This is a genomic window from Lysinibacillus sp. HST-98 (assembly GCF_016757845.1).
Taxonomy (GTDB): Bacteria; Bacillota; Bacilli; order Bacillales_A; family Planococcaceae; genus Lysinibacillus; species Lysinibacillus capsici.
Genome location: NZ_JAENHX010000003.1, coordinates 22563 through 45905, shown reverse-complemented (window position 1 = coordinate 45905; position 23343 = coordinate 22563). Strand labels below are relative to the sequence as shown.

The window sequence follows — 23343 nt, the reverse complement described above, 5'->3', positions numbered from 1 at the left end:
ACCTGTAAGTGATTTTATTCTGCGAACATTTACTTAGAAATAGCTAAGTTGAATATAAAATAGAAAAAGAGGCAAGAAAACAGTGGAGAATCATGTTATAAGTGTCCGTCAATTCACAATAATAGTTACTTTTTTTGCTATAGGTACAGGTATTTTAATTTTTCCGGGGTCTATTGTAGGGGAATCTAAGCAGGATGCTTGGATGAGCTCTATTTTAGCAGTCCTCGTCAGTTTATTATTAATAAAAATGTTTATTGCAACAGGTAATATCGCCCCAAATATATCTCTTGTAGATATTAACAGGAGGATACTGGGCAAATGGGTAGGAAATTTTGTATCGATGACTTTTGTTTTTTTTACCTTTATCACAGCTGGAGAGCTGTTGTACTTTGTCAGTGATTTCTTGAGTACAAGTTTTATGCATGATTCACCTTCATATCAATTTAGTATAATTTTTGGGCTTCTCGTTATTTTTGGTTGTAGTTTAGGTTTAGAAACCTTTGCTCGATCAGCAGAAATTCTATTTCCTATATTTTTTATATTATTCATTCTATTAATTTTATTAATTTCCCCCCAGATAAATGTAGAAAACATTCAACCTGTACTAGTGAATGGCCCAAAGTCTATATTATTTGGAGCATTACTATTTATTAGTTATTTTTCATTTCCAATGATTGCATTGTTAATGATATTTCCTGTTTCTATCCAGGATAAAAAGGGGGCAAAAAAAGGGTTTTATATTGGTACTATTGTAGGTGGAATTGCATTAATAATTATCATTACTCTATGTATATTAGTTTTAAATCCTAATGACACTGCTCACTCTAGATTTCCAACTTATGAATTAGCTAAGCTTATTTCTATTGGTAATTTTATAGAACGTATTGAAATTGTTTTGGCATTTATGTGGTTTATTGCTATCTTTTTTAAAACGTTAGTTTATTTTTATGCGTCTGTTATTGGTCTAGGACAAATACTAAAAATAAAAAACTATCGAATTCTTATTTTGCCTGTAGGATTTGTTTTAATACTACTCTCTAAATTTATTCACCCTAATACAATTCATTCAGACAGTTACAACAAGGGACCTTGGATCCCCTTCGTTGCGACTTATGCGGTCATCCTCCCACTTGTACTAATAGTTGTTGCTAAGATTAGGAAAATTAATTAAGCATGAAATCTTCATCACTTTAAACAGATTGTTTGAAGTGATGAACTCTTTTTTTAACTTTGATGAATCCTTAACCTTTTAGTATTTGTTAGATTTTAAAAATCTTTTCACTAACGTTCATAAAATCCTTTGTCTTGTTTTCTAATTGTTTTTTTCTCTTTCTTTAGTTTATTTTCTTGCTGCACATAATCATTAATATCAAAATCAGGAGGAACATTCACAAGATTTCTTAAAGATATACCACTATCAACTAGCCATTTGAATTCCTCTTCAATGTTGTAATTGTGATCTTTCGCTATATTTTCATCAACTTCTATTACCGCAATCATTTTTATTTTTTCAGCCATACACACATCTCCCTCTATAAAATGATAATAACAATAGTCGTTTAACTGTTAAGACTCACCAATTTTGATGAGTCCTGATCTCTTTAAAATTAAATGGATTAGTATAAGTTAGAATAAGATACTCAAATAGTGATAATGGTTTTTGTGTCGGGTGCCAAGTTTTGCTGTCACGTGGAAAATCAATTACTGACTTAGGGTAGTTTTTCCTTTTCACGATATGTGGTTTACTTAATGTTTCATTTCTATCTCCAAGTATTTTCATTTTAAGAGAATTTTTTATTAATACAGGTTTACAATATATAACTCCTTGTGGATTGTATGTCGGCAGTTTTTTATAAAAGACACATACATTTTCATGATTTTTTAGTGGCATCTTATTGGCATTTGGGAAACCTGTTGTGTGCTTTCCTTTCTTCCAAATCCACTCATATCTAAACAGTTTAAGATTGGACATAATTAATTTACTAGTGAATGGCTGGCTTGCCGTTAATACAATAGCTCCGTTGTCTTTGATTACTCGCTCATACTGCTCCCACAAAAGCTCAAACGGAATAATCGTATCCCAACGACAGGTAGTCGTTCCGTAAGGAAGATCTGTCAGGATTAAATCAACTGATTTGTCAGGTATGTACTGCATACCCTCTAGGCAATCCATGTTGTAAATAGTATTTTTGTTAATGTTCATAGCTTTTTTCCTCCCGACATATTATAATAAATTCAGGAGAACGAGTGTTCTTTTACATACTTTTAAAGAGGCTTGAAGGGACAAGCCTCTTTAATTTTTCAATAAAAATAACGCTAGTCAAATTGACTGCGCTTCTTTACCGTTCATATGCAATACTTCTTCGTTTGTTTTTGATACTAACTTCATTTTTCAATACTTCTTCATGAGCACCAGGTATTTTTTGTTGCAACTCTTTCTCTACCTGGACTGACTCAGTTAATTGGCCACCACGCTGCTTTTCATCAGCATACAAAGCGAGTTCCTTTAAAATTTCCTGATGTTGCGGATCAGTTAGCTTATTTTCTGCAATGAGTTGATCATATGGACTCTTGTACTCTCCATCACCAATATCTAATCGATCTGGATTAACTAGATCGACTGTATCTCCGTTTGGAATCAATACATGGTATCGAGTTTTGAGATAACTATATGCTTTTTCTTTATCAGAAAACACTTCCTTTTCAAGCAGTGCCATGCGTTCATTTCCTTCAGCAAACCCCATTAATTCATTAGACATTAGTTCACTTTCAGACCATTGGATTAGAATCTTCGGATTAGTCACTTCTTGCTGATTAATGAGAGCAAAATTATCTTTAAACGTATTATTAAACACCTGGATAAAATCTGCATTTACTTGCTCAAAGGTAAGTAAATCATCACTGACACTTCTAAGTTGATCCAATTCCTGTTTAAATGCTGGATGTTGTAATTGCTCAACCTTATTAGTGATTATGTCATGAATAATTTCTTTTAAGTCCTCAGCCTCAATTGTACGTAAGCTAGCATTTGATAAAGCTCCGTATTCAATTAATAGCAGCTGCGCAGGCTTCATTAATTCGTTCTCTTTTGCACGTTGAATTTCTAAAAAATGATTATCGATGGTTTCTATAAATTCACTCGCTGCTGTTCTCACACCATTTAGTAACATTTCTTTATCTTTTAATTCTTTACCTTGTTGTGTCCAGCTGGCCAAATAAGAAAGACTAAAATTCTCGGTATCAATTCCATATCGACTGGCCACGACATAGGACACCATTTCTGCTTGAAATTCACGTTCTGCTTTAGTAAAGCTATCACGTACATCAGGAGTGTGCAGCCTAGCATGTGCTAACTCATGAAGTAACGTAGTAACATTTTCGTAAGCTGTATTTCGTGGGTTTAAGGCAATTATTTTTTCATATGGATAAGCAACACCTTTCGCTACTCCTAATTCACGTGGAGGTACTGGTAATATTTCAAACCCAATATTTTTAGATACTTTATGCAAGGCTGCTAACATTTCATCTTCATTTTCTATCACTCCATCCTGGTGATACTGGCCAAAGATTTCAGAGACAGGCATCCCTTTCTCTCTTGCATCTGTTTGGGTATATTCAAATACATGGCCAATTTTAAAAAACAACTTTTTTTCAGTTTCTAGCACGCCATTTTTAATTTGTGCTTTCTCTCTGGAATTAGCGAATTGCATCTGTATCCATTCATCATCACGTTTAAAATATGTGACAGGTGTAGGGACAAATATTTGAATCCCCTTCTCACCTTTTTTAACAGATACACCCTTGTCCTGCCAAAACTTAAATGAACCTACTGCTTTTGCACCCATGAATTGATTTTGAATCAAAGCCATGTTACGCAAGGAATAGTTATAAAATATTGACATAAAAGCTAAATGCTCTTTTAATGCATCCTCTGTTATAAAATAGGAGCTTAGTTGATTGGTCATTTTTTCTGATAATTCTTCGATCTCTTTTTGCTTTTCCTCTGCTGTTTTTGCTGTATATTTTTTACGTGTCATCACCATAATCTCTACTCCTTTAAAGTTCTTCAGGTACCAAATGGGCATCTGCTAATTCATGACGTTCTGCTTCAGGAAAATATTCAAGTAATGAGGTATACATAACTATTTCATGGCTTTCTTGATTGAATGGCACAATAAATGTACCTTGTTGAATTGCCCCAAAGATAAACTGTCGATTATCCTCTGTTAGCTCTACTTTTAGCTCTACACTATTTACTCGAAGCGTAACATGCTGTTCTTCTAACTCTTTGATAAATGCATATACAATGTTGTTCATTTTTCCTCATCCTTTTTATCTAGGTTATTTTCAATGCACGACATACACTTTGCCCCTTGATAAGGTTCTTTTTCTACATCAAGAACTTTATTGCATAATTCACACTTAACTTCATAGATCATTTAACAACCTCCTCTAACGCTCATATCCATCTAACATGCGGTCAAATTCTTCCATGTTTCGTTCTTTTTTAAAGTCGTGGTACGTTTTTCGTAACCGATAATTCAAATTATTTAGTGCCTGGTTTAACCCTTTAGAAACATGTAAATTTTGACGATACATAGGAGCTTGATACTTCCGTTGGGATTTAGATAGTTCAAACAAACGATGATCGGCTTCCTTTTGATAGGCACGCATTTCAGTTAAAACCGCATTTCCCATACGTTTTTTTAAATCCTCTAATTTTGTTTGTTTATAATTTTGATACTTGCTACCTTCTCCGTACTTTTCCTTCATGACTTCAACTTCTTCATCCAGTAGCCGATGAAGATCTTTCATTTCATTTTTATAGTAACGTTTTAAATATATATCAACGATCTGATCAATATACGGCCTTGCTTCATTAATAGATTGATAGCCGTACCTCCATTGAGAACGATCTTGCGGTAATCGTTGAAGTGCCTCTCGAAAAAGCCTTTTCGTTTGACGATGTGTAGATAGATCGACTCTCTTTTCCTTTTTTAAATTCACACTACCTCTTATCAAATCGGTAATAAGATTACGTTCTTTTGAACGATCCATAATAAGGTTGGCCACTTTCGACTTCATTTTATCAAGAGAACCTTGTTTTCGTTTGGCACGTAGTTGTTCCTCCCATTTACCTGTTTCAAAATTCTTTGTCCACTTTTTAACCCGTGTAGGTATCGGCTCAACTGTCGCTATATGAACATGAAGGTTGTCTGTGTTGTAGTGGATAGCTGCAGACCATACCGCACTATCGATCATATTCTCTGCTTTTAACATTTCGTTTACTGCAGCGCGCACAATATTTTTCATTTTCACTTCATTGACCTGTCCACCTTCATCCATTAATCCATACTTTTGTAGCCAAGTGTTATCGAAACTAATCACATCTTGCCAAAGTGGAGAACCATTTTCTTGAGCCTGCTTGAACAAATCTTTTAATGAATTTTTTTGATCCATATTGATAGTATCTTCAGTAGATGAAAACAATGCACCTTGCTTGTTTTCATCTCCCATATAGTCCATATACTCATAAAAAACAGAGAAGGAATCATTTTCATCAGTAATAATTTTCTCGTTCACTTTCGCAGCATCACGATCAATATAATTAATAAAATCCTGATATTCATCGCTTGATGGCATAACAAATCTACTTTTTAAAACAACGCCAGGAGAATTATTCATATTTATCTCCCTCTATCCATTAATAACTTTGATTATCTGGCAACGCTCTTTTTGTTTCCTGATCTATTTTCTTTTGACGATTATGTGCAATACGATTTTTTATTAATTCCTCAGCTTGATTAAAAGGCACTGTTTTTAATCGATCAGTAGAACCTAACTGTTTTGCATCTGTAATAATGAAATAGTGATTCCAAAATTCAAGCATCATCTGAGTATTACGATCAATAACATTCCCTGTTATACGTACTCGTTTTAAGTCTTCTGTAATTGGCTCCAATATACTGTGTAAATGTTTGTGCATCATTGCTTCTACTTCTGCTAAAAGGGCTTGATTTTGAGAAGTTTCATGAGCATAAAGAGTCTCAATTAGGTGCTCTATAACACCACCAAGAGTTAAATTTTTTTCATTTGCTAACTGTTCGAGCTTTAGTATTGTAGAATCCGTTAACCAGAAGTTTTTTTTCTTTTTCGTAACTGTCACTTTACTTCACTTCCTTTCCTACTAATTCTGTCAGTTGTTGATTTATTTCTTCTGCATCACTATCTAATAGTAGGTACAACATCGATTCAATTTGCAGCACATGTTTATATAGCTCACTTTGTTGTAATAAATATTGCTCCATCTGTGTTTGAGAAGCTGTTACAACTTTTTCAAAGCGATCTCGTTCCTCAATGAACACATCATAATAAGCTATCCGTTCAAGCAAAGATTTTAAATAAACCTGGCGTGACACCTTTGCTTTTTTAGCAGCTTTATCAATTTTATCTATTGCTAAATCATCGACATCTCGAATTAATATAGCACCCATTATTCGTTCACCTCTTGCCCAAAAACTTTTTGCACTTCTTGGTTTAAAATGCCCTCAATTGAAATCAGTTTCTTCAGCAACTCTTCATTCGATTTTGCAAATGTTGCAAACACTTCTATATGCATCCCCAGCATTTCTTCGAAGCGATTTTTTTCTTCTTGAAATAAATTTGGAGTGGTTATTCGTTTCAAATGAAGATTAATAAAATCATTTTGTGTCATCTTCTTTTTTTTGGCCATGCTTGTTATTTTTTTCTTTAATGCTGGATCAACCCGTGCCTTTATTTCGGCCATTGTGCAATCTCTCCTTTGCTTCAAAGTCGCTAGGGCGTTGAGCGTTTCGTCTCTAAAAGAGGCGAAACTGAAAATAGTCTGCGAGCGCAGGCTATTGAGTGAAAGAGCATAAGGGAAATCTGCTATCACCTGGGGTGATAGACTAGGCAGAGCCTAGTATTTCGGTGTCCCCATAAAAAAGAGCAATTCTTCCTGTTTTCTTCCTGAAATTTATCATGTTCTTCCTTTTTTCTTCCTAGCTTTTTTGCTAAAATCAATCCATTTACTACTAGTATTATTCGACTTCAACTACATTCTTTTTCATTTCATCGGAGCCAATCATGTCAATTTTTTCTTGCAACTTCTTTCGCTTATTTTGTAATTCTATTAGTCGATTTTGATAGTCTTTTTTCTTCTCATTGACGTTTTCAATCGCTGTTTTTTTCTTTACAAGTTGTAGACGTACTTCTTGTTTTTCGTCTTCCGTCTTATAGGCAAGCTCACTTTCTAGATGCTTCATTTCGTTTTGTATTGATGCAATAATGTCATCTTGTAAGGGAATCTGTTCTCCTTCCAATGTACGAATCTTCTTATCAATTTGGTCAATTTCAAGCGCAATAAATTCTTCTTGATAGGCGAACTGTGTCTTTTCTTTCAAGGATTTATCCTCACTTATTTTTCGATAATCGCCAACAATAATTTTTTCTTTCGGCTGTGGTAAATCTAAAACAGTTGATGGATCGACAGCGCCTTTTTCAGCCAACAGTTTGTCCCTTGCCTCACTTTCAAGTATTTTTTGATCACGAATTTCCTTAACAAATAAACCAATAACAGAATACTCCTTAGGCACTTTTGAAATATGAAGAACGTACTGATTATCCTTTTGATAGATAATTTTCACAGGGTAAGACTCCAATGATTTCGAGGCTTTGGCTGCAAATGCAAATGTAGGTTTTACGTTATCTGAACCTGTGTGTTGTGTTTCCAGTAATACTTCCATGAACCCTTTTTCGGGATTATAGTGCCATTTTTTTAAGATTAATGTCGTTTGTTCTAAACCTACTATGTCTTTGTTAAAAGGTGTTTGTTTAATTGGATTATCATCATACATCCACAACTTGGATGTAAAGATAATCAAAAAACTAATGATGAGAAACGACATCAGACTTACATAGAATTTATTTTCTAAGCCTTTATTTATTTTTAATTTCACAAGTTAACGCCCTCCTTTATTCAGAGAAATCGGCCACTCTTCCATAACCCACAATGACAGATCCCCAATAACCTGTTAACGCGTCATCATAACGCACGCCATCATTTTGTGAGTTAAACATTTTTCCGTTCCCTACATACATACCAACATGTGTAACTGGTGCGTAATTAGCACTTTTAAAGAAAATTAAGTCGCCTGGTTGCAATTGATCCCGTGTTATTGGTTGAGCAAATTTGTATTGTGTATAGGCTGTACGTGGAAGTTGGATGCCTGCTTTTGCGTAAGACCATTGCATTAATCCTGAACAATCAAAGCCCATATTTGGATTGTAGCCACCCCAAACATAGGACCAGCCTTCGTACTTTAACATCTCGTTTAAAATCGTTTTAAAAGCTTCATTTCCAACAATTTGAGAACCCATAGGCGAACAATTCATCGTTAATCCACCCAACTCACTAGCAAATTTAGTGACCGTTGGAACCCAATGTGCATTCAATCCGTTCGGATCATTTGCTGCCCCGATGGGTGCATAAACGCTCCCTAATGACTCAATTGTTGAGAGTCCGTCATCAATAATTCGACGCTTTAAATTCGCCATTGTGTATGACAACCCTTCCTCTAATGAGGAAAAATGCATCAACTTGGACCAACCTGTAGCTGGGTCCATGATGCCTCCTGGATTGTTTTTATTTACAACCGCATTGGATGTACCTCGCCCTGTTTCATGAAAAGCAATCGCTGCAGCCAATACAGGATCAATGCCATTTAATCGTGCAAGTTCAATAAATAAGTCTCCTTTTCCAGTGAAAGCCCCTGCATTTGAAAAGGCTGCATTCCAGCTTACTTCATCGATTTCTCCTGTCACAGAACAAGCTGATAAACCATTCCCTCCAATAGAATGATTGTTTGTTGAGCCTCCTACTGCACCTATTATCATGATGATGGCCAACAAAATGACAGCTACAATCACAAAGAATGAAAACCCTAACGACCCTGCAATCCATACCAAAATCTTTTTACCAATCTGCTGTCCAATAAAATTAATGATTTGCTTCATACTCGACTCAACTCTTTTACAAACCATTCTCCCGACTCAGAAAGTGTCAAAGATATTTTATACATGTTGGATTGTTCTCTAACTTTTTTACCTGCAGACAGCACATCCCATGTCGCATAGACCATGAATTGTATATCTTGATCTCCTGAAGCCTTTGTAGGAGAAACATCAAGTGACTTTACTTTCCTTGTTAATTGATCCTTCGGAGCCATTACTTCATTTTGCACAACAATTAAAAAAGGAGCTGTAGAAATTTCCTTCCACATCTCCATATCTGTATTATTTTCTAGCCAAGCTTGCATAACTTTTTCTGCTAATTTCTCTGCTGCCTGTACCTTATCTTCACCGAATTTAGCCCCATACTCAGCGTCATAATCGATTTCAGTATTCCCTACAGGTACTTGTCGATCTTTATCGCTTTCCGTCTCTGAGTCTGTTCTTTCTTCCTCTACTGGTTCTGAGTAGCTGTATTCATTTTCTCCCTCAAAGCCGGTATCATCTTTATTTTTACCATCATAGAAGAACATTTTTATCATGAAACCTAACATGACCAAACCAATGAATAATACCAAGATTAATTTTGACATTGTAGAACGTTCCACGTTACATTCCCCCTCTAAACATTGCCAACTCTTCTTCTGATGCTTCTACGCTGAACATTAAATTCCCTACTCCATTAATAGACAATAGACAATCTCCTTGTTGGAACTGCGGTATTTGAGCCAATTCGCTTTCGCTGATTTGTCCCTCAAAAATCGTTCGCATAGCATCTAATGTATTGGCGTCTTGTCCCATGATAAATTTGTACTGTGTTAATTCAAATAAAGTACGAATCTTTGTCACAACTTCCGAATCTGCATGGTCAGGTACATAATCTCGAATGGATTGACTAGCTAATACAATTCCACCAAAATACTTACGGGCTTCTCGTTCATAATCGATTAAATAGTCCACAGCTAAAAGATTATTGGCATTGATAAAACGATGAGATTCATCGATAACCAGGAAAAACCGAATAACATCCTCTTCATTGAAATTACTATCTTCATAAATTGCTCGCATTTGAGGTGTACCAATTTGAATAAGATTATCCCATATCAACGTTAATGCACTATACATTTGGGCATTAAATATATTTTTCTCTAACCTTGTTAGATTACGGACAGAAAAGAAAATCACTTGTTCATCTGTAAAAGCTGGAATGGATGTGTGTCCATCGAATAAATGACCATAACTGTGTACTAAATTATCAATTACTAATTCAATTTTTTCTAGACGATTGGCTCTAGTCATAGACAACTCTTTACGAATAATACGTTGCGGTAAATCCTCATATAATTCATTCCGCACATACTGTAAAAATTCACTGAATGTCGGATATTCTTCATTCGCTAACTGGGTTACACCCGTACTTTGAATCCGTTCTTGAAAACCTAAAGATACATAAAACAAACGTAATACTTTTTTAAATTCTTCTAAGTCTTCCGTTGAAGGATTATTCGTTAAAAATTGATAGAAGGTTGTAACTTTAGAAAGGTGCTGCATAAAGCTAAGTTCTTCACTTTTTTGATCTGTGCCGTCTGAAATACGATAAATTTGCAAAGGATTTATGATACCTTGACTGCCATCTAAACTAATTAATTGGCCATTCAAAGATTCTTCTACTAACGTGGCAAATTCGCCTGTTACATCAAAACCCCGTATCACATTACTACGACAAGCATTATCCGTTGTCAGCTTTTTCAGCAGTGTCGATTTTCCTTTCCCCATCGTTCCAGCAACAACGGCATTAAAAAATGTACGCTGTTTGTCTCGATGAAACAGATCAAAAATAACATTACCACCACTAAATGTCGTGCCTAAATAACTGCCTGTGGGATCGTTAAGCTCTGAAAAATGAAAAGGCAAACCTGCAGCTAATGAAAGCGCTGGTATGCCTTTACTTTCTCTTTTATTTGGAAATGTTTGTTGCTCTTGATAAGGAACAAAAAGGGACTGCCATTCCCAACTACTTTCATTAAGGAATGTCGTTCCCTTAAATCCATACGAAACTAAATCCGTTTCAACTGCTTGTATTTTTTGTTCCAGTTCATGCATTGTTTTGGCATGTACAAATAAACGAATATCAACAAGTTTTACGACCTCACCCATTTGTGAAATTTCCTGATAAAGTCTTTCTAACTCTTGATAACTATTTTGAGCATCCATTTTTTCAGATTGATGTTTACCACTTGAATAACGTACGGTCTGCTCTAACATACTTTTATTAATCGAACTAACGGTTTCATCTTTAGGCATTGTGGCAATATCCATCGTGACAATGACATCACGCATGGAAAATATTTTTTCTAACCATAATTTTGATACACCCGTTGGATAGTCCCATATATGTATACAGGCCTCATAACCATCTCCTTTTTGGATGTATTTATCTTTAAATTGAATACCGCCTTGTGGCTGTATGGCAGCTAAAAAAGTGGGATTATACTCTCTCTCTTGTTTCTCTCGCTTTGTTTCAACTGGCTGTTTAAATTTCAAAACAGAGTCTAATAGCTTCATTGTTAATCCTCTCCTTCCTAATTATTTTGAGTTTTGATTTGACATCATAAATAAAATGTCTTGCTTCTTTTCAATTGATAAACTTTGCAAAGGGAATGATTGTCGTAGCCCTCTCACTACTTGCTTCTTTTCATCCTCTAAAGTCTGAGCTGATTCAGCATAGATGAACAAGAAGAATTCACGATTTGTTCTTTCACGCTCTAAAAATTCTAACTCAAATAACTTACGGTTGATAAAACGTATGCGTAAAGGATCTGTCGTTCTTTCTTTTTTTCTCTCCCAATAGAGCCTCTGCTTTTCTGTATTGGCTGGAAAGTTTAGCCCTACTACTTTATGTTGAGATGCCGAACTACGGTAAAAGCGAGCTTTTTCTAACAGTTTTATTGTAATATCGTCATCCGTTAGTGAATGCAAATCATTTGGCGTAATTTGAAAGATGTCCATAAAGTAGCCTTTCTTCATCACAATGTACTCTTCAGTTATATCTAAAAATGGCATAATCATAGGGGTCTTCCGTAAAACATGAGATTTTCTTTCAACCTTCTTTTTTGCCTTCTTATTTTTTAGAAAAAAAGGATACTTTTTAAGGAAGTTTTTTTTAGACACTTTTTCCTCGGTATAAGATGGGACAATAATAGGCTTGATTTCCTCTTTATTCACGATGATCCCCCTTTCCATATAAGTAATCATTCATTATTTTTTTGACATCTACTGCATGATAAGTGTATTTATTACGCTTGAAATATAAATACAATGACATGTAATTTTTGAGTCGAGGGTTATTTCTGGAAGGTAATACCATCCAAAACAAGGTACCACTTGCCATCAATATATAAGGAATAAACAAAATACCATGTACTAAATCTTTTAATACGGTGAAAAAAAGAAAGAAGCTAACCAATAAAATGATTAACTCCTTTACTTCTAAACCAACAATTTTAGGCTTTGCCTTAATTTCTTTTGGAATATCATACATTATTCTTGGTCACTCCCTTGTCTTTTTCTTTTTCCTATATTATTGGTCATACGACGAATATTTTGACCAAGTGTAAAACCACTATTACCAGCACGTGTCACGCTTTCTTTCAATTGTTGTACAGATGGATTACCACCAAGAATGGTATTTGTATGCACCACCTGTTTATGTCCATATGTTTTAGGATCAATGGTAGTTGACTTTTGATTAGGCTGAACAGTACCACCTTGTCCTCCTACAGTCGAAACAACTGGTCCTTGCTGTACAACGTTTGATCCTCCTGTTGGTTGACTAACTACTTGTGCCTGTGTTGAATTTTGCGGTGCAACATGTTGGACATTTCCTGATGAACCTTGTTGAATTACTCCACTAGTAACAGTTTGATGCCCATTTCCTATAACCGTTGGAGCTGTCACTCCTGGTGTATTTGGCTGTGGTCCAACTCCTACAGATGGGATTGTTTCATTTGTTTGACGTTTGTTTGAACCTGTCGACACATTTCCTGTACTCGATGGTGTTATTACTCCTGATGTGCCTGCCTGTTGTGTAACCCTTCCAGGTGGGATTACTTCACTCGTTTGTCGGACGTTCGACCTCATTGGAACATTTCCTGAGCTTGTCGAACTTGGTGTACTTGGCTGTGGTGAGATTCCTTCAGACGGGATCGCTTCACTTGTTTGACGAACGTTTGGACCTCCTGTTGGAATAGTTGCTGCTGTATCTACTTGTCTTGTCACACCTGGTGAACTTGGCTGTGGTGAGATCCCTTCAGACGGGATTGCCTCACTTGTTTGACGAACGTTTGGACCTCCTGTTGGAATAGTTGCTGCTGTATCTACTTGTCTTGTCACGCCTGGTGAACTTGGCTGTGGTGAGATCCCTTCAGACGGGATTGCCTCACTTGTTTGACGAACGTTTGGACCTCCTGTTGGAATAGTTGCTGCTGTATCTACTTGTCTTGTCACGCCTGGTGAACTTGGCTGTGGTGAGATCCCTTCAGACGGGATTGCCTCACTTGTTTGACGAACGTTTGGACCTCCTGTTGGAATAGTTGCTGCTGTATCTACTTGTCTTGTCACGCCTGGTGTACTTGGCTGTAGTGAGATCCCTTCAGACGGGATTGCTTCACTAGATGGAATTGGCTCATGTTCTTGTCGCTGAATTGGTCCATGATGCATATTGTCATCTTGACCAGTTACACTTTGTATTGAAGAATCAACACTAGGACTTCCTGATATAGGTTGACTTTCTTGACGTTGCATAGCACCCCGTTGTGAAACATCACTTGTGCTTGTATTTGTTGGTGATTTAGCTGGTGTTGTTACTGTCTTTGGTTGGATTGATGGACTTCCTTTTTCCTTTCCACCTTGACTTGGTATTTGACCAGGTTGAATACTTCCCATACTTCCTGGCATATCCACCTGGTTACTGTTAACACTAGACGGAATTGGCTCATAATCTTGTGAAGTTGCAGCTATCTGATCATATGCATTCAATCCATCACTTTCAACTGATGACGGGATAGGATCTGAAGTACCTCCCATAGTAGAATTTGAATGCTGTTCATCTGATTTTGGCATGGATTTTACATCACCACTTCCAGGTATCGCTGGCACAGAAGTACGTTTTCCTACCTCTGACGGTGTTTCTGTACGCATTCCTTCGACAGTTCTCTTCGCCATATTTGCTCCTCCTGCTACAGTTGCAGCACCTTTTTGAGCTACGTTTTTAAGCGCCTGCGCACCAGCTGTCAATGCTTTACCTCCTGCATAAGCTCCCATCATCGCTTGCCATCCATTGCGTAAACCTGCATCAATACCAAGCGTACGTTGCACAATATCAGGAGCATCAATCAATGCCCAAGCCCCAGCAATCATGAGTATGATCACACCTAACATCCCAATATCTGTCTTTAATCCATTTGCCCAATTTACAAACAAAACGAATAGTTGGAGGAGGCCCGTCATTATAAAGATCACGACAAAAGTATTGACCATTTCCACCAATACTTTTTTTGTACGTTGTCCACCTGTAAGGTCACTAGCTGCAATGAACATACCAAAAATTTGATGGAACGCTAGATCGAAAATAGCACGGCCAATTTTTAGAACTGTGATACCTAAAGCAATAGACGTTACCAGTAAGGACACAATTAAAGACAGCCAATTGACATGATAACGATAATAAGTTTCTCGACCTATTTTCGTCATAGGGACCGCATTATCTTGTAATTCTTCGACTTGATAACTGTCGCCAACACCTGTTGGAACAGATTTCGTTTTTAAAACCTCTTTTGACTCATCACTTAATTGCTTTACCCAATCTTCTTTAAAAAGCCAACCATCATCTTCATGTAAGTCAAGCTTTTGTAAAAAGGGGACATGCAAGGCTGATGAATCCGAAAAACGATTTGCATAGGTATAATCTGTAGTTCCTATGGAACTATCTTCTTTACTTGCAGGTCTTGGAGGTGAACCTTCATCCCCACGTGTACTATTAGCAAATTGAAAATCATGTTCGGCATAATACAAAACGTCAGCCACATTACTTTTGATCATATTACTAGCAAGCGTTTCATTTTCAGGATTCATTTGTTCAATTCCGACACCAATAATCTTCTGCATATTAGACATTAAATCTGGAATGATGACGATAAAACTTACAGCCATCACAATATTCAGGAGAATTTCATTCCGTTTTTCCACTTTATTTAACATAAATTGAAAGCCCAGGACAACAAGAGCTATAAAGAATACAATCCATATTAATGGTCTTGCTTTATCCATAAACTCTCCCATTGCGCCCGTAGCATAAAAGTCATTGAGTGTAATAATTTTGGTCACGATGTCTTCTAATAATTGATTCAACCAGCTTAACGTGTAGATAATGCCACTTCCAAGCGCCCTAAACACATCTTGCCAAAGAAAGCCATCACTCACATGCAAAATGGATTCCAGTATCTTATGTTTCTCAATAATTTCATTATCTTCCATGAACGAATCCCCCCTTCTTATTTTCTACATTCAAACTTTTTAATAGAAAAAGGACTCACCATTTTTGGTGAATCCTTATCTATTTGACTAATTATCTTGAAAATCGGCCATAAAACATATTTTGCACAAAAATATGAAATAACAAAGACTAGGATAGGAATGATTATCAGATAAATCATAGTCATTTTATCGCGCGCCTCTTATTTCTCTTACTTTATCAGGGAAAGTCCGATCCACAAATCTGAAGTTATGAATTTTGTTATTAGAGTGTTGTCTTTCAGCTTTAGCAAGTTTTTTTACTTGTTCATGCGTTAACTCCACCGTCTCAAATTCTGTCACAGGTACCCTCGATTCAGGCTGTTCAATAATCCAGGCATCATCATACCCCGAACCAAATAAGAAATGTTCAAAGCTAAAGGATTGATCAAATGTAAAGCTCAGATCACTTAATCCCATATCCACTAACTCTAATTGGTTTTTGTACGTTTCATTCGGCATTAATTCAGAATAGGGTGTAATTGGTAAAGAATAACGTTGTAAGTGAGGAAGATCCTCTTCTGAACTTGTAAAGACCCATTCATCCTCAAATGGCACGTTTGTGTATTGAACAAAGTCTGCTTCCCCTTTAGCTGCACCCTCTTGTACTACTTGCGCGAAACTCGGTAGTGCTTGATCATTATTAATCGCTTGCTTCACCTTTTCCGCATAGTTATAGCCCGACATAAAGCCTGTTCCAGAGGCCGTGAAAAACAAATCAGAAACAAATTCCCCTTCGAACTGACGTTGATCACCTTTCATCCCCATATCTTTCAATACTTTTTGTTGAAGCTGTACGCCATCCTCAAACTCAGCTTGTAGGCTTTCGTCTAATTCAGCTGCTTTATAAGTACCCGAACTTTGTGTTTTCATAAGTGGATAAAAGTCACCGTCTTTATGTTTACCTGAAGGTAACTCTACGCTATACAATAATTTCCCTGGTGTCATAGGCAAAGTAGTTTGTGTCTTTAACTTTATCTCATCCTGCCATACATTCCCTTCAGCACGATGATATTGTTCATAATAAGCTTTTGACTCTTTCGATGGACCATACTTATCTTCTCTACCCACGACCCATTTTTTCACTAAAACACCATCTAATTTATCCGATTTTTCGGCTTTCTTTTGTTGATGATCAACTGGAATAGAACCACCTAATTCAAATTTTTGAACGGCTCGCCAATCGGGACGATCATCCCAATGACATTCTTGATCTTCGCCTTTCCCTGTGCAAACCCAACCAATTTCTTTGTTGGTATACTCATATTCAAAGCCATACTGCATGTCCTTGTTTTGTACTTGTTTCGCGTTAATCGTAAATTCAATCGGTCCTTCTTGTTCAACATGTTTCGTATCAAGATTTACTGTATGTTTAATGTTTCGAACTGCAACATGTTTATCGTATTCTCCCTTAAAGCTACTATAGACAGCTACTTCACTCAGGCCATTTTTATCCGTTCTTTCTAATTCCCAATAAGCTCTCCCTAAACCTGTTCCTTGCTTATCTTCTGGCTCCTTCCACTCAACATCAAAAGTTGTTGTGACGAAGAAATCATTATTTCGATAAAAATAGGCTTTTTCTCCATTCTGACAATGGCGATCCGTGTAGGTAGAGTCTTTATAATAAATCGAATAGCGACCCGTTGTACCATTCACACGTTTATTAAATTCACCAATATCACCTGTAAGGAAACGAGTAGGAATCGGTGTTGTGTCGTCATAATAAAATACAGCGCCTGCAGCTTCTGCTAGTTCGTACATCTCTTGCCCATACTTTGCTATGATCTCTTTTTTAACTTCGGAAGGTTGATGGGGAACATGGCTATCTTCTGTACTCCAACCAAAATCTTGTCTCCAGCCTGAAACTGTATGAACATCCCAAATAGGGTTTCCATTATAGTCATAGCCAGCTATATAAGGTGTATCTGTTCGTACACACGCATATGGAAGGGCTCCCCATCCTGTGCGGTGGGGATGACTTCGACCTTCAGTATTAATCATCATGTGAATCTCTTCAGGATCAGTAGGTTCTACACCAAATCCTTCCCCAACAGTATCAGGAAACTTCACTGTAAGAGTAATTGTATCTTTAATTGGAACAGTGGCAGCATTGGCTACTTCAAGCACATTACTACCACTAAAGTTAAAGATTGAGAGTAGTAAAAACCCTAAACATAACTTAGAAATAAATATTTTAAATTTCATAAACAAACCGCCTTTATCTTGTACAATTTTCTCCATACAAAAAAGACCTTTCAATATAAAAAGGTCTTTTAAGGTACTAGTTCAACTTAAATGGCATCCTAAATACTAGAGTTGCGTATTCCTCCACTCTGGTAATCAAAATAAATAGCGAATGTTCCTCCATTATATACTTCACCTGTTTCAATAACACGGTTAATAATCTGGACATATTCCTCATAAGTTACACCAGCATTTTCAGCACTTGAACGTAGTCTGTCTTCAAATGTAAAAGAAGAACTCCAGAAAGGAGAATTCGCTTCTATAGTAAAGCCCCCTTTTCCTCTATGTCCATTTTCTATGATAAGCTCTTTTAAAATTTCAGCATTCTTCTTCTCATGTTCACCTGCTACATAGCCAGCTGGACGTGGGATTTTTGTTTTAATATCCTGATAGCTCCAATCGCTGTACTTAACTGGACTCTTAGTTGTTGGTTTAGGATCAGGTTTTGGTTCTGGCGTTGGTTTCGGTGTTGGTGTTGGTGTTGGAATTGGCTCTGCTACGAAATCAGCATCTATATTCATAGCACGGTGCATGAAAAGGACATAGTGAACACGCGTTAAAGAACCATTCAATTTAAACGTATAGTCCTCATAACCTGTCGTTACGCCATTTGAATACAATGCTTTCACGTATTCCTCATATTTTGAACCTTTTACATCACCAAACACATAGTCTGCCTTCACTTCAAGATTGAAAGCTACAGCAATAATTTTCGCCATTTCACCACGAGTGAGGGCTTTATTTGGGTTGACATTGCCCTGGCTATCTAATTCTAAAAGCCCTGCTTCTACTAAGCCCTTGATGTCCTCGTAATAAGGGCTGTCTGTACGTAAATCCTTTGGTTGTTTAAAATTATTTGTTTTTTCCAGCGTTAGATCATTGATTTTTAGCGCACGGCTAACTAATGCAGCAGCGTGTTGACGGCTGATTGTTGTATCTGGACGGAAAGTGCCGTCTTCATAGCCTTGAATGATCCCAGCATCTCGCATTTCATGAATAATTTTATAGTATGGAGAATTTACTTTTACATCTTTGAAAGGATTATTGGCCAACACTACAGTTCCTTTTGTTCCTGCAGCCTCAGCATAATGAGTCGGAATAGGTGCCACCATCACTGGAACAGCAATAGCAGCTGCTATTGTCGCCATAAATAATTTGTTTCTCATTTCATTTTCCTCCTTCAACAAATGGTATTTTTTTGCTCAATCTATATTTCAAACCAATAACTATTAAATAGGAAGTTTCTATAACTATATTATACCACATCTGTTAAAATAATCAATTTATTTCCATGAAAAAAGACTCACCATTTTTGGTGAATCCTTGATTTAAAACTCTTGATTGTGTTTTTTTAATTTGGCTTTTATTTTAATTGTTGATTGAACATTTCCATTATCCAACTCCAAAATTGCCATTGCCTTTTGATGCATCTGCGAAGTTGTAATTTCTCCTTTGGCCTCCATTAGAATTAATTCTTCAAACTCTGGTGATAATTCTACGCCTTCGAAAGCTAAAACAGCTTTTACTTCTTCCATATTTTCTTCATGCGTTTTTTTTCTCATAGTTTTTTAGGCTACCTTAGACTTGTGGCTTTAGAGGCATTTTTGGCTTTTTCTTTAAATCTTTCTCCACTACGTCTTCGAACCACTGGTTAATCGTTTCCTTTTTCCAACCTTTTGTACTCCCAATTCGTACATCATGTGGAGGAAATTGATTTCTGCCTATTAGAACAGCAATTTTCCGACGATCTCCCCATCCAACCTTCTCAGTCATCTTCCCTATATCGGTTTGACTTAAATATACTTTCTCCAATGCCATCGCTTCCTTAACGTTCAAAAACCTTATTTTTATTTACTTTATTAAATACTTTGTCTTGTTTCTTCTCATTGTCTTGGAAAGGAGAAATAGATTGTCGTATCAGTTCTTTTCGCCAATTTAACAAATCTGGCACTTGATGATTGTTGTGTTTAGTCAAATGGATAATATGATCAATTTTATTAATCAACACATCTTTGGGTATTTCTTGATTTAAAGCTTCATAAATAATCTGTTTTGGACTAATTGAAGGCGTATCAACACTAGAATATACTTTGGTTCCTTCTCTTGTGAAAAGACTAATTTCAGCGAAGTAACCACTATTAAAAAGCATATCGAGGTTATCAGGCAAATTTGAAACTATTGTGTCATGGATAACCTTATCAGTTGATCTTGCTGTTTGTGGATCGATTAAATACATTGATTCATATCTCTCTATTGTACCTAGATAAGACAAATCTTTTGATACTGCCATTGCATAAAGGTTGACTTCATAGCCTTTTTCTTTTAAAGATGTAGCAGTCTGCATAGGCGTTTCAATTGTTCGTAAAGTGCCTTCAATAGTTAAATTGAAACCCTGGCTACTAAAATGTTCAATCAAGGCTTCAGTCATTTTGTTAGAAAAGGGCGTAACATGTGCCACATAATCTTTACCGTATTTTTCAACCAGTAAATCAAAATTAGGATGCATTTGTTTAAAGGTATCATTATCGATGGTTATAACATCGTTGTTCAATTTATCCTTTATAATAGCATGTAATGTAGTTTTCCCTGCACCTGCTTGTCCCCCTAAAAGATAAGCAACTGGCTTTTGAAAAGGCTTCTTTTTTTTACTTAATCTATCTATGGTAAATTGCAAACGTTCCTGGAACTCATCTTCTGAAAAATAAGCGAGATCAAACTTATTCATGCTGATTTTTCCTTTGTGATTCCTTTAATGTAATCGTTCATATTCTCCCAATAAGACTTAACATTATCTAATTCAACATTTGACATTTTAAATAAGTCTACATTAAGCATTTCTGAGAACTGTTGTAACAGACTAACATAAAAGTTATTACTATCGTTTTTATCAACACCATTTTTCAAGATAAAATTTAGTAATCGTGCATAGACACCATTAGAAAATTCGTTTAATACTTCAATTTTGAAAGTTTGTTCGTAATTTAAAGATTTCTCCATCGTTTTACACCCCTCACCCTTTACTTGATAGTATTATTATAACCTAAAGTGTTGCTAATTACAACAAAACTAAGAACTTATAGAAACAATCAAAAATAACCTTCCTTTCTGTATTTACATTGCTCTACAAATTTAACAATCTGAAGACATTGGAAAATAACCAAACATAACAAAAACAAAAAACCAGTAATAGCTGTAGTCTTTGCTCCATGCAAATAATAACTCAAACTTAAATACAATAATCCTGCATGTCCAACGTTTATTATCAAATTAAAAATTACTAAAGAGCTTTTTTCCAAAACACTCATTTTGTCACCTCAATATCTCAATAGGATTCGCCATTTTTGGCGAATCCTTTAGTAATGAATAAACTAGTAACGAATTGAAATATCCATACTTCTTTTCTGTAAGAAGTATAGGTTCAAAAGGGCAAACACCTGTGTTATTAGTAACACGCCTAGACCAGCATAGCCAACGTTTAAAAACGTGTCCCATAGTTCCCCAACGATAAAACGCAGCATTAATGAGATCCCCATTACCATGCCTAGCAACATGTACACAGCCATCGCGAAACCTCTACGTTTACGGTATAATTCATCACGTTTCTTTAGCTCAAATATCATGTTTTTATGTATTTGGCTAAATAAGTCACCTGGATTACCGCCATGCTCATATTGAATCTTTAAATTTTGATGAAACTGATCTAAGGTTGGAAAATCATACTTTTCAAACTGTTTTGTATTTAATTGAGCCTCTTTTTCTAACTGTTGAATACTGATTTCAATTGCTTTTTGTATGTCTGGATGGACAGTTTCTTTCGTTTCCTTGAATGCATGAAGAACATTTTCACCCGTTTGTAGAAAGAAAATCATGTTTGTGACATACTTCAATAACTCACTTAAATGCATTTGATACTTTTTTAATTGACGATTTTGTACCGTAAAGACAAAAAAGAAAAAGAGAGCACCTATGCAGCCAACAATAATACTAATGGTGCGCTCTTTTGAAATGAGATAGAAAAACTGATAGTTGGCCAAGAACCATATTAGTAAATAAAACGCGATTTCCCAGCCATAGAACAACACACGAGCTTCTTTTAATAATTGTTTCATGACTGTTTACTGCCTCCTTTTGGCAAAAATTCGTCTGGAACTAAATGAATTAATTCTTTATCTTCTAGTTCTGCCAATGTCTTTTCTGATAAAGGTTGATAGCGTTGTTCAATACGATATTTACCTGTCTCTTGGTCCCTTACTTTCACTTCTCTATACACATAATTCCCTACTGTTCCTTTAGAAGTAAACTCCGTATACTCGGCCAATTCTTTGATTCTTCGAACAGTTTTCCCTTCTTTGGTCCTTGTCCCTTGTAAATAGCAACCCCAACGCAAAAATTCTACGATTTCATTCCCAATTAACTGATCATCAATAATCGCATAAGCAGGGGATTGTCGAATCATCGGAATCAAACGAGATGGAATATTCATTGCACCTTTAGCGTGTAAAGTAGTGATAATAGCATGATCGGTTTTCGCACTATCAAGTACATCCGCAGATACCGCACCTCGGGTTTCAGCGATAATGGTCCAATCTGGATTATTTCGAAGTGCTGCTTTCACACCATCGCTCATTTCAAACACACCTGGTATCGTTTTCCAACTTGTAATATCCTTTTCAGGATATAATGTTTTTATATGACTATCCCTTGTATCTTCAATTAATACAATGTTTGCATCTTCAGCTGTATATCCAACTAACAATTTTTGAAATTCTGTTTTTCCTGAACCTGTTCGTCCACAAATAATAAGATTACTTTCTGCTAGCATTAATACTTTAAACAATTGCTCTAGAGGTTCATAATCACCCGTGACTAAAGCAGCTATTGAACTAATCGCTAAATGAGGGCGAGAAACACGAATGGCAAGATTAACACCGTCAATACTAATACGTTGATGTGTACCACTGATTCGTAGAATACCGATTTCTGTATCCAATTGTGGCTCAGCGTGCGAAAAGTTTCCTTTTTGAATATCAGATATTTGTTTCACTAGCTTTTGGACTTCTTCTTTACTTGGCTGGTCTGGCGGAAAATAACGGCCTTTCTCATTATCTTGTATCCTCAATTGTGTACCATTAAATCTAATATCTGTGATAGTTAATTGTTTCAAATAAGGCCCTAAAAAACTTTGCTCCAATATTTCATTAATTCTTTTTTCTAGACGTTCCTGATCGCTCATTACGTTCATTTTTTATACCTCCATTTGTTCAATAGACAAACATTTTTGTAATCCTTCCAACAATAGTTGGGCTTCTTCCATCGTAAGTGATACGCCTTTTCCCGCTTTTTCTTTTTGAGGAGACCACCAACGTATATCAATCGTAGTTGGTTTATGATACCAACTTACTTTTGACAATTCCCTTGTCCATCCCGTATCAGCAGTTCGCAAAAGGGCAACATTTTCAATAATTTCAAACGTTTCCTTAGACATTCACCACCATCCTC

The 23343-nt window shown here is 36.1% G+C and carries 26 protein-coding genes; 1 reads left to right on the top strand and 25 read right to left on the bottom strand.

Annotation, left to right across the window (positions count from 1 at the left end):
* Window positions 1-82: 82 nt before the first annotated feature.
* Window positions 83-1171 (top strand): GerAB/ArcD/ProY family transporter, encoded by a 1089-nt coding sequence (locus JIN86_RS08800; protein WP_202341728.1) that lies wholly within the window; start codon window positions 83-85, stop codon window positions 1169-1171.
* A gap of 110 nt (window positions 1172-1281) precedes the next feature.
* Here JIN86_RS08800 and JIN86_RS08795 read toward each other — a convergent pair whose 3' ends face one another.
* The 25 genes from JIN86_RS08795 to JIN86_RS08680 form a co-directional block, all read right to left on the bottom strand.
* Window positions 1282-1518 carry a hypothetical protein gene (locus JIN86_RS08795; protein WP_202341727.1) on the bottom strand — a complete coding sequence of 79 codons (237 nt, stop codon included), beginning with the start codon at window positions 1516-1518 and terminating at the stop codon, window positions 1282-1284.
* A 55-nt stretch (window positions 1519-1573) separates the two neighbouring features.
* Complete coding sequence (locus tag JIN86_RS08790; protein WP_237497201.1) at window positions 1574-2203, bottom strand: DNA methyltransferase; 630 nt, start codon at window positions 2201-2203, stop codon at window positions 1574-1576.
* A 136-nt stretch (window positions 2204-2339) separates the two neighbouring features.
* Window positions 2340-4043, bottom strand: coding sequence for an LPD25 domain-containing protein (locus JIN86_RS08785; protein WP_202341726.1), 1704 nt, complete (start codon window positions 4041-4043; stop codon window positions 2340-2342).
* Window positions 4044-4056: 13 nt separating this feature from the next.
* The gene (locus JIN86_RS08780; protein ID WP_202341725.1) at window positions 4057-4317 is read right to left on the bottom strand and encodes a hypothetical protein; all 261 of its coding nucleotides are present in this window, start codon (window positions 4315-4317) and stop codon (window positions 4057-4059) included.
* Window positions 4314-4439 carry a hypothetical protein gene (locus tag JIN86_RS23770; protein ID WP_255538247.1) on the bottom strand — a complete coding sequence of 42 codons (126 nt, stop codon included), beginning with the start codon at window positions 4437-4439 and terminating at the stop codon, window positions 4314-4316. Before JIN86_RS23770 ends, JIN86_RS08780 begins: the two co-directional genes overlap by 4 nt.
* Before the next feature lie 13 nt (window positions 4440-4452).
* Window positions 4453-5685, bottom strand: coding sequence for a MobP2 family relaxase (gene mobP2, locus JIN86_RS08775; RefSeq protein WP_202341724.1), 1233 nt, complete (start codon window positions 5683-5685; stop codon window positions 4453-4455).
* Between the two features lie 19 nt (window positions 5686-5704).
* Complete coding sequence (locus tag JIN86_RS08770) at window positions 5705-6166, bottom strand: hypothetical protein (RefSeq protein ID WP_202341723.1); 462 nt, start codon at window positions 6164-6166, stop codon at window positions 5705-5707.
* Window position 6167: 1 nt separating this feature from the next.
* Window positions 6168-6494, bottom strand: a complete 327-nt coding sequence (locus JIN86_RS08765) for a hypothetical protein (RefSeq protein WP_202341722.1) — start codon at window positions 6492-6494, stop codon at window positions 6168-6170.
* Window positions 6494-6787: a hypothetical protein gene (locus tag JIN86_RS08760; protein WP_004233224.1), complete on the bottom strand. Its 294-nt coding sequence runs from the start codon at window positions 6785-6787 to the stop codon at window positions 6494-6496. Before JIN86_RS08760 ends, JIN86_RS08765 begins: the two co-directional genes overlap by 1 nt.
* A 274-nt stretch (window positions 6788-7061) precedes the next feature.
* The gene (locus tag JIN86_RS08755; protein WP_202341721.1) at window positions 7062-7979 is read right to left on the bottom strand and encodes a hypothetical protein; all 918 of its coding nucleotides are present in this window, start codon (window positions 7977-7979) and stop codon (window positions 7062-7064) included.
* A gap of 16 nt (window positions 7980-7995) precedes the next feature.
* Window positions 7996-9036, bottom strand: coding sequence for a C40 family peptidase (locus JIN86_RS08750; RefSeq protein ID WP_237497200.1), 1041 nt, complete (start codon window positions 9034-9036; stop codon window positions 7996-7998).
* Window positions 9033-9638 carry a hypothetical protein gene (locus JIN86_RS08745; protein WP_202341720.1) on the bottom strand — a complete coding sequence of 202 codons (606 nt, stop codon included), beginning with the start codon at window positions 9636-9638 and terminating at the stop codon, window positions 9033-9035. The genes JIN86_RS08750 and JIN86_RS08745 overlap by 4 nt, the downstream gene beginning before the upstream one ends.
* Window position 9639: 1 nt before the next feature.
* On the bottom strand, window positions 9640-11595 hold the full coding sequence (locus tag JIN86_RS08740) for a VirB4 family type IV secretion system protein (protein WP_066036883.1): 1956 nt from the start codon (window positions 11593-11595) through the stop codon (window positions 9640-9642).
* A 21-nt stretch (window positions 11596-11616) separates the two neighbouring features.
* Window positions 11617-12255 carry a hypothetical protein gene (locus JIN86_RS08735; protein ID WP_066036884.1) on the bottom strand — a complete coding sequence of 213 codons (639 nt, stop codon included), beginning with the start codon at window positions 12253-12255 and terminating at the stop codon, window positions 11617-11619.
* Window positions 12248-12571 (bottom strand): DUF5592 family protein, encoded by a 324-nt coding sequence (locus JIN86_RS08730; protein WP_202341719.1) that lies wholly within the window; start codon window positions 12569-12571, stop codon window positions 12248-12250. Before JIN86_RS08730 ends, JIN86_RS08735 begins: the two co-directional genes overlap by 8 nt.
* Entirely contained in the window at window positions 12571-15564 is a 2994-nt protein-coding gene (locus tag JIN86_RS08725; protein WP_202341718.1) for a pLS20_p028 family conjugation system transmembrane protein, read from the bottom strand. Before JIN86_RS08725 ends, JIN86_RS08730 begins: the two co-directional genes overlap by 1 nt.
* 186 nt (window positions 15565-15750) lie before the next feature.
* The gene (locus JIN86_RS08720; RefSeq protein ID WP_202341717.1) at window positions 15751-17805 is read right to left on the bottom strand and encodes a hypothetical protein; all 2055 of its coding nucleotides are present in this window, start codon (window positions 17803-17805) and stop codon (window positions 15751-15753) included.
* Window positions 17806-17903: 98 nt separating this feature from the next.
* Window positions 17904-19010, bottom strand: a complete 1107-nt coding sequence (locus JIN86_RS23875) for an S-layer homology domain-containing protein (RefSeq protein ID WP_202341716.1) — start codon at window positions 19008-19010, stop codon at window positions 17904-17906.
* 162 nt (window positions 19011-19172) lie between these two features.
* Window positions 19173-19406, bottom strand: coding sequence for a hypothetical protein (locus JIN86_RS08710; protein WP_202341715.1), 234 nt, complete (start codon window positions 19404-19406; stop codon window positions 19173-19175).
* Window positions 19407-19422: 16 nt separating this feature from the next.
* A complete protein-coding gene (locus JIN86_RS08705) occupies window positions 19423-19656 on the bottom strand; it encodes a hypothetical protein (RefSeq protein WP_202341714.1) in 234 nt (77 codons plus the stop codon).
* Window positions 19657-19669: 13 nt separating this feature from the next.
* Window positions 19670-20569 (bottom strand): zeta toxin family protein, encoded by a 900-nt coding sequence (locus JIN86_RS08700; RefSeq protein ID WP_202341713.1) that lies wholly within the window; start codon window positions 20567-20569, stop codon window positions 19670-19672.
* The gene (locus JIN86_RS08695) at window positions 20566-20841 is read right to left on the bottom strand and encodes a hypothetical protein (protein WP_004230939.1); all 276 of its coding nucleotides are present in this window, start codon (window positions 20839-20841) and stop codon (window positions 20566-20568) included. The genes JIN86_RS08700 and JIN86_RS08695 overlap by 4 nt, the downstream gene beginning before the upstream one ends.
* Window positions 20842-21212: 371 nt before the next feature.
* On the bottom strand, window positions 21213-21953 hold the full coding sequence (locus JIN86_RS08690; RefSeq protein WP_202341712.1) for a type II secretion system F family protein: 741 nt from the start codon (window positions 21951-21953) through the stop codon (window positions 21213-21215).
* Complete coding sequence (locus tag JIN86_RS08685; RefSeq protein ID WP_202341711.1) at window positions 21950-23086, bottom strand: ATPase, T2SS/T4P/T4SS family; 1137 nt, start codon at window positions 23084-23086, stop codon at window positions 21950-21952. Before JIN86_RS08685 ends, JIN86_RS08690 begins: the two co-directional genes overlap by 4 nt.
* Window positions 23087-23089: 3 nt before the next feature.
* Window positions 23090-23329: a YdbC family protein gene (locus tag JIN86_RS08680; RefSeq protein WP_004230933.1), complete on the bottom strand. Its 240-nt coding sequence runs from the start codon at window positions 23327-23329 to the stop codon at window positions 23090-23092.
* Between the last annotated feature and the right edge of the window lie 14 nt (window positions 23330-23343).

Bases quoted from the DNA above. Each gene is read 5' to 3' on its own strand.
- JIN86_RS08760 (WP_004233224.1), bottom strand. From the start codon at position 6,787: ATGGCCGAAATAAAGGCACGGGTTGATCCAGCATTAAAGAAAAAAATA.
- JIN86_RS08725 (WP_202341718.1), bottom strand. From the start codon at position 15,564: ATGGAAGATAATGAAATTATTGAGAAACATAAGATACTGGAATCCATT.
- JIN86_RS23875 (WP_202341716.1), bottom strand. From the start codon at position 19,010: ATGAGAAACAAATTATTTATGGCGACAATAGCAGCTGCTATTGCTGTT.
- JIN86_RS08765 (WP_202341722.1), bottom strand. From the start codon at position 6,494: ATGGGTGCTATATTAATTCGAGATGTCGATGATTTAGCAATAGATAAA.
- JIN86_RS08685 (WP_202341711.1), bottom strand. From the start codon at position 23,086: ATGAACGTAATGAGCGATCAGGAACGTCTAGAAAAAAGAATTAATGAA.
- JIN86_RS08695 (WP_004230939.1), bottom strand. From the start codon at position 20,841: ATGGAGAAATCTTTAAATTACGAACAAACTTTCAAAATTGAAGTATTA.
- JIN86_RS08785 (WP_202341726.1), bottom strand. From the start codon at position 4,043: ATGGTGATGACACGTAAAAAATATACAGCAAAAACAGCAGAGGAAAAG.
- JIN86_RS08700 (WP_202341713.1), bottom strand. From the start codon at position 20,569: ATGAATAAGTTTGATCTCGCTTATTTTTCAGAAGATGAGTTCCAGGAA.
- JIN86_RS08680 (WP_004230933.1), bottom strand. From the start codon at position 23,329: ATGTCTAAGGAAACGTTTGAAATTATTGAAAATGTTGCCCTTTTGCGA.
- JIN86_RS08795 (WP_202341727.1), bottom strand. From the start codon at position 1,518: ATGGCTGAAAAAATAAAAATGATTGCGGTAATAGAAGTTGATGAAAAT.
- JIN86_RS08790 (WP_237497201.1), bottom strand. From the start codon at position 2,203: ATGAACATTAACAAAAATACTATTTACAACATGGATTGCCTAGAGGGT.
- JIN86_RS08730 (WP_202341719.1), bottom strand. From the start codon at position 12,571: ATGTATGATATTCCAAAAGAAATTAAGGCAAAGCCTAAAATTGTTGGT.
- JIN86_RS08720 (WP_202341717.1), bottom strand. From the start codon at position 17,805: ATGAAATTTAAAATATTTATTTCTAAGTTATGTTTAGGGTTTTTACTA.
- JIN86_RS08780 (WP_202341725.1), bottom strand. From the start codon at position 4,317: ATGAACAACATTGTATATGCATTTATCAAAGAGTTAGAAGAACAGCAT.
- JIN86_RS08690 (WP_202341712.1), bottom strand. From the start codon at position 21,953: ATGAAACAATTATTAAAAGAAGCTCGTGTGTTGTTCTATGGCTGGGAA.
- JIN86_RS23770 (WP_255538247.1), bottom strand. From the start codon at position 4,439: ATGATCTATGAAGTTAAGTGTGAATTATGCAATAAAGTTCTTGATGTA.
- mobP2 (WP_202341724.1), bottom strand. From the start codon at position 5,685: ATGAATAATTCTCCTGGCGTTGTTTTAAAAAGTAGATTTGTTATGCCA.
- JIN86_RS08740 (WP_066036883.1), bottom strand. From the start codon at position 11,595: ATGAAGCTATTAGACTCTGTTTTGAAATTTAAACAGCCAGTTGAAACA.
- JIN86_RS08710 (WP_202341715.1), bottom strand. From the start codon at position 19,406: ATGAGAAAAAAAACGCATGAAGAAAATATGGAAGAAGTAAAAGCTGTT.
- JIN86_RS08750 (WP_237497200.1), bottom strand. From the start codon at position 9,036: ATGAAGCAAATCATTAATTTTATTGGACAGCAGATTGGTAAAAAGATT.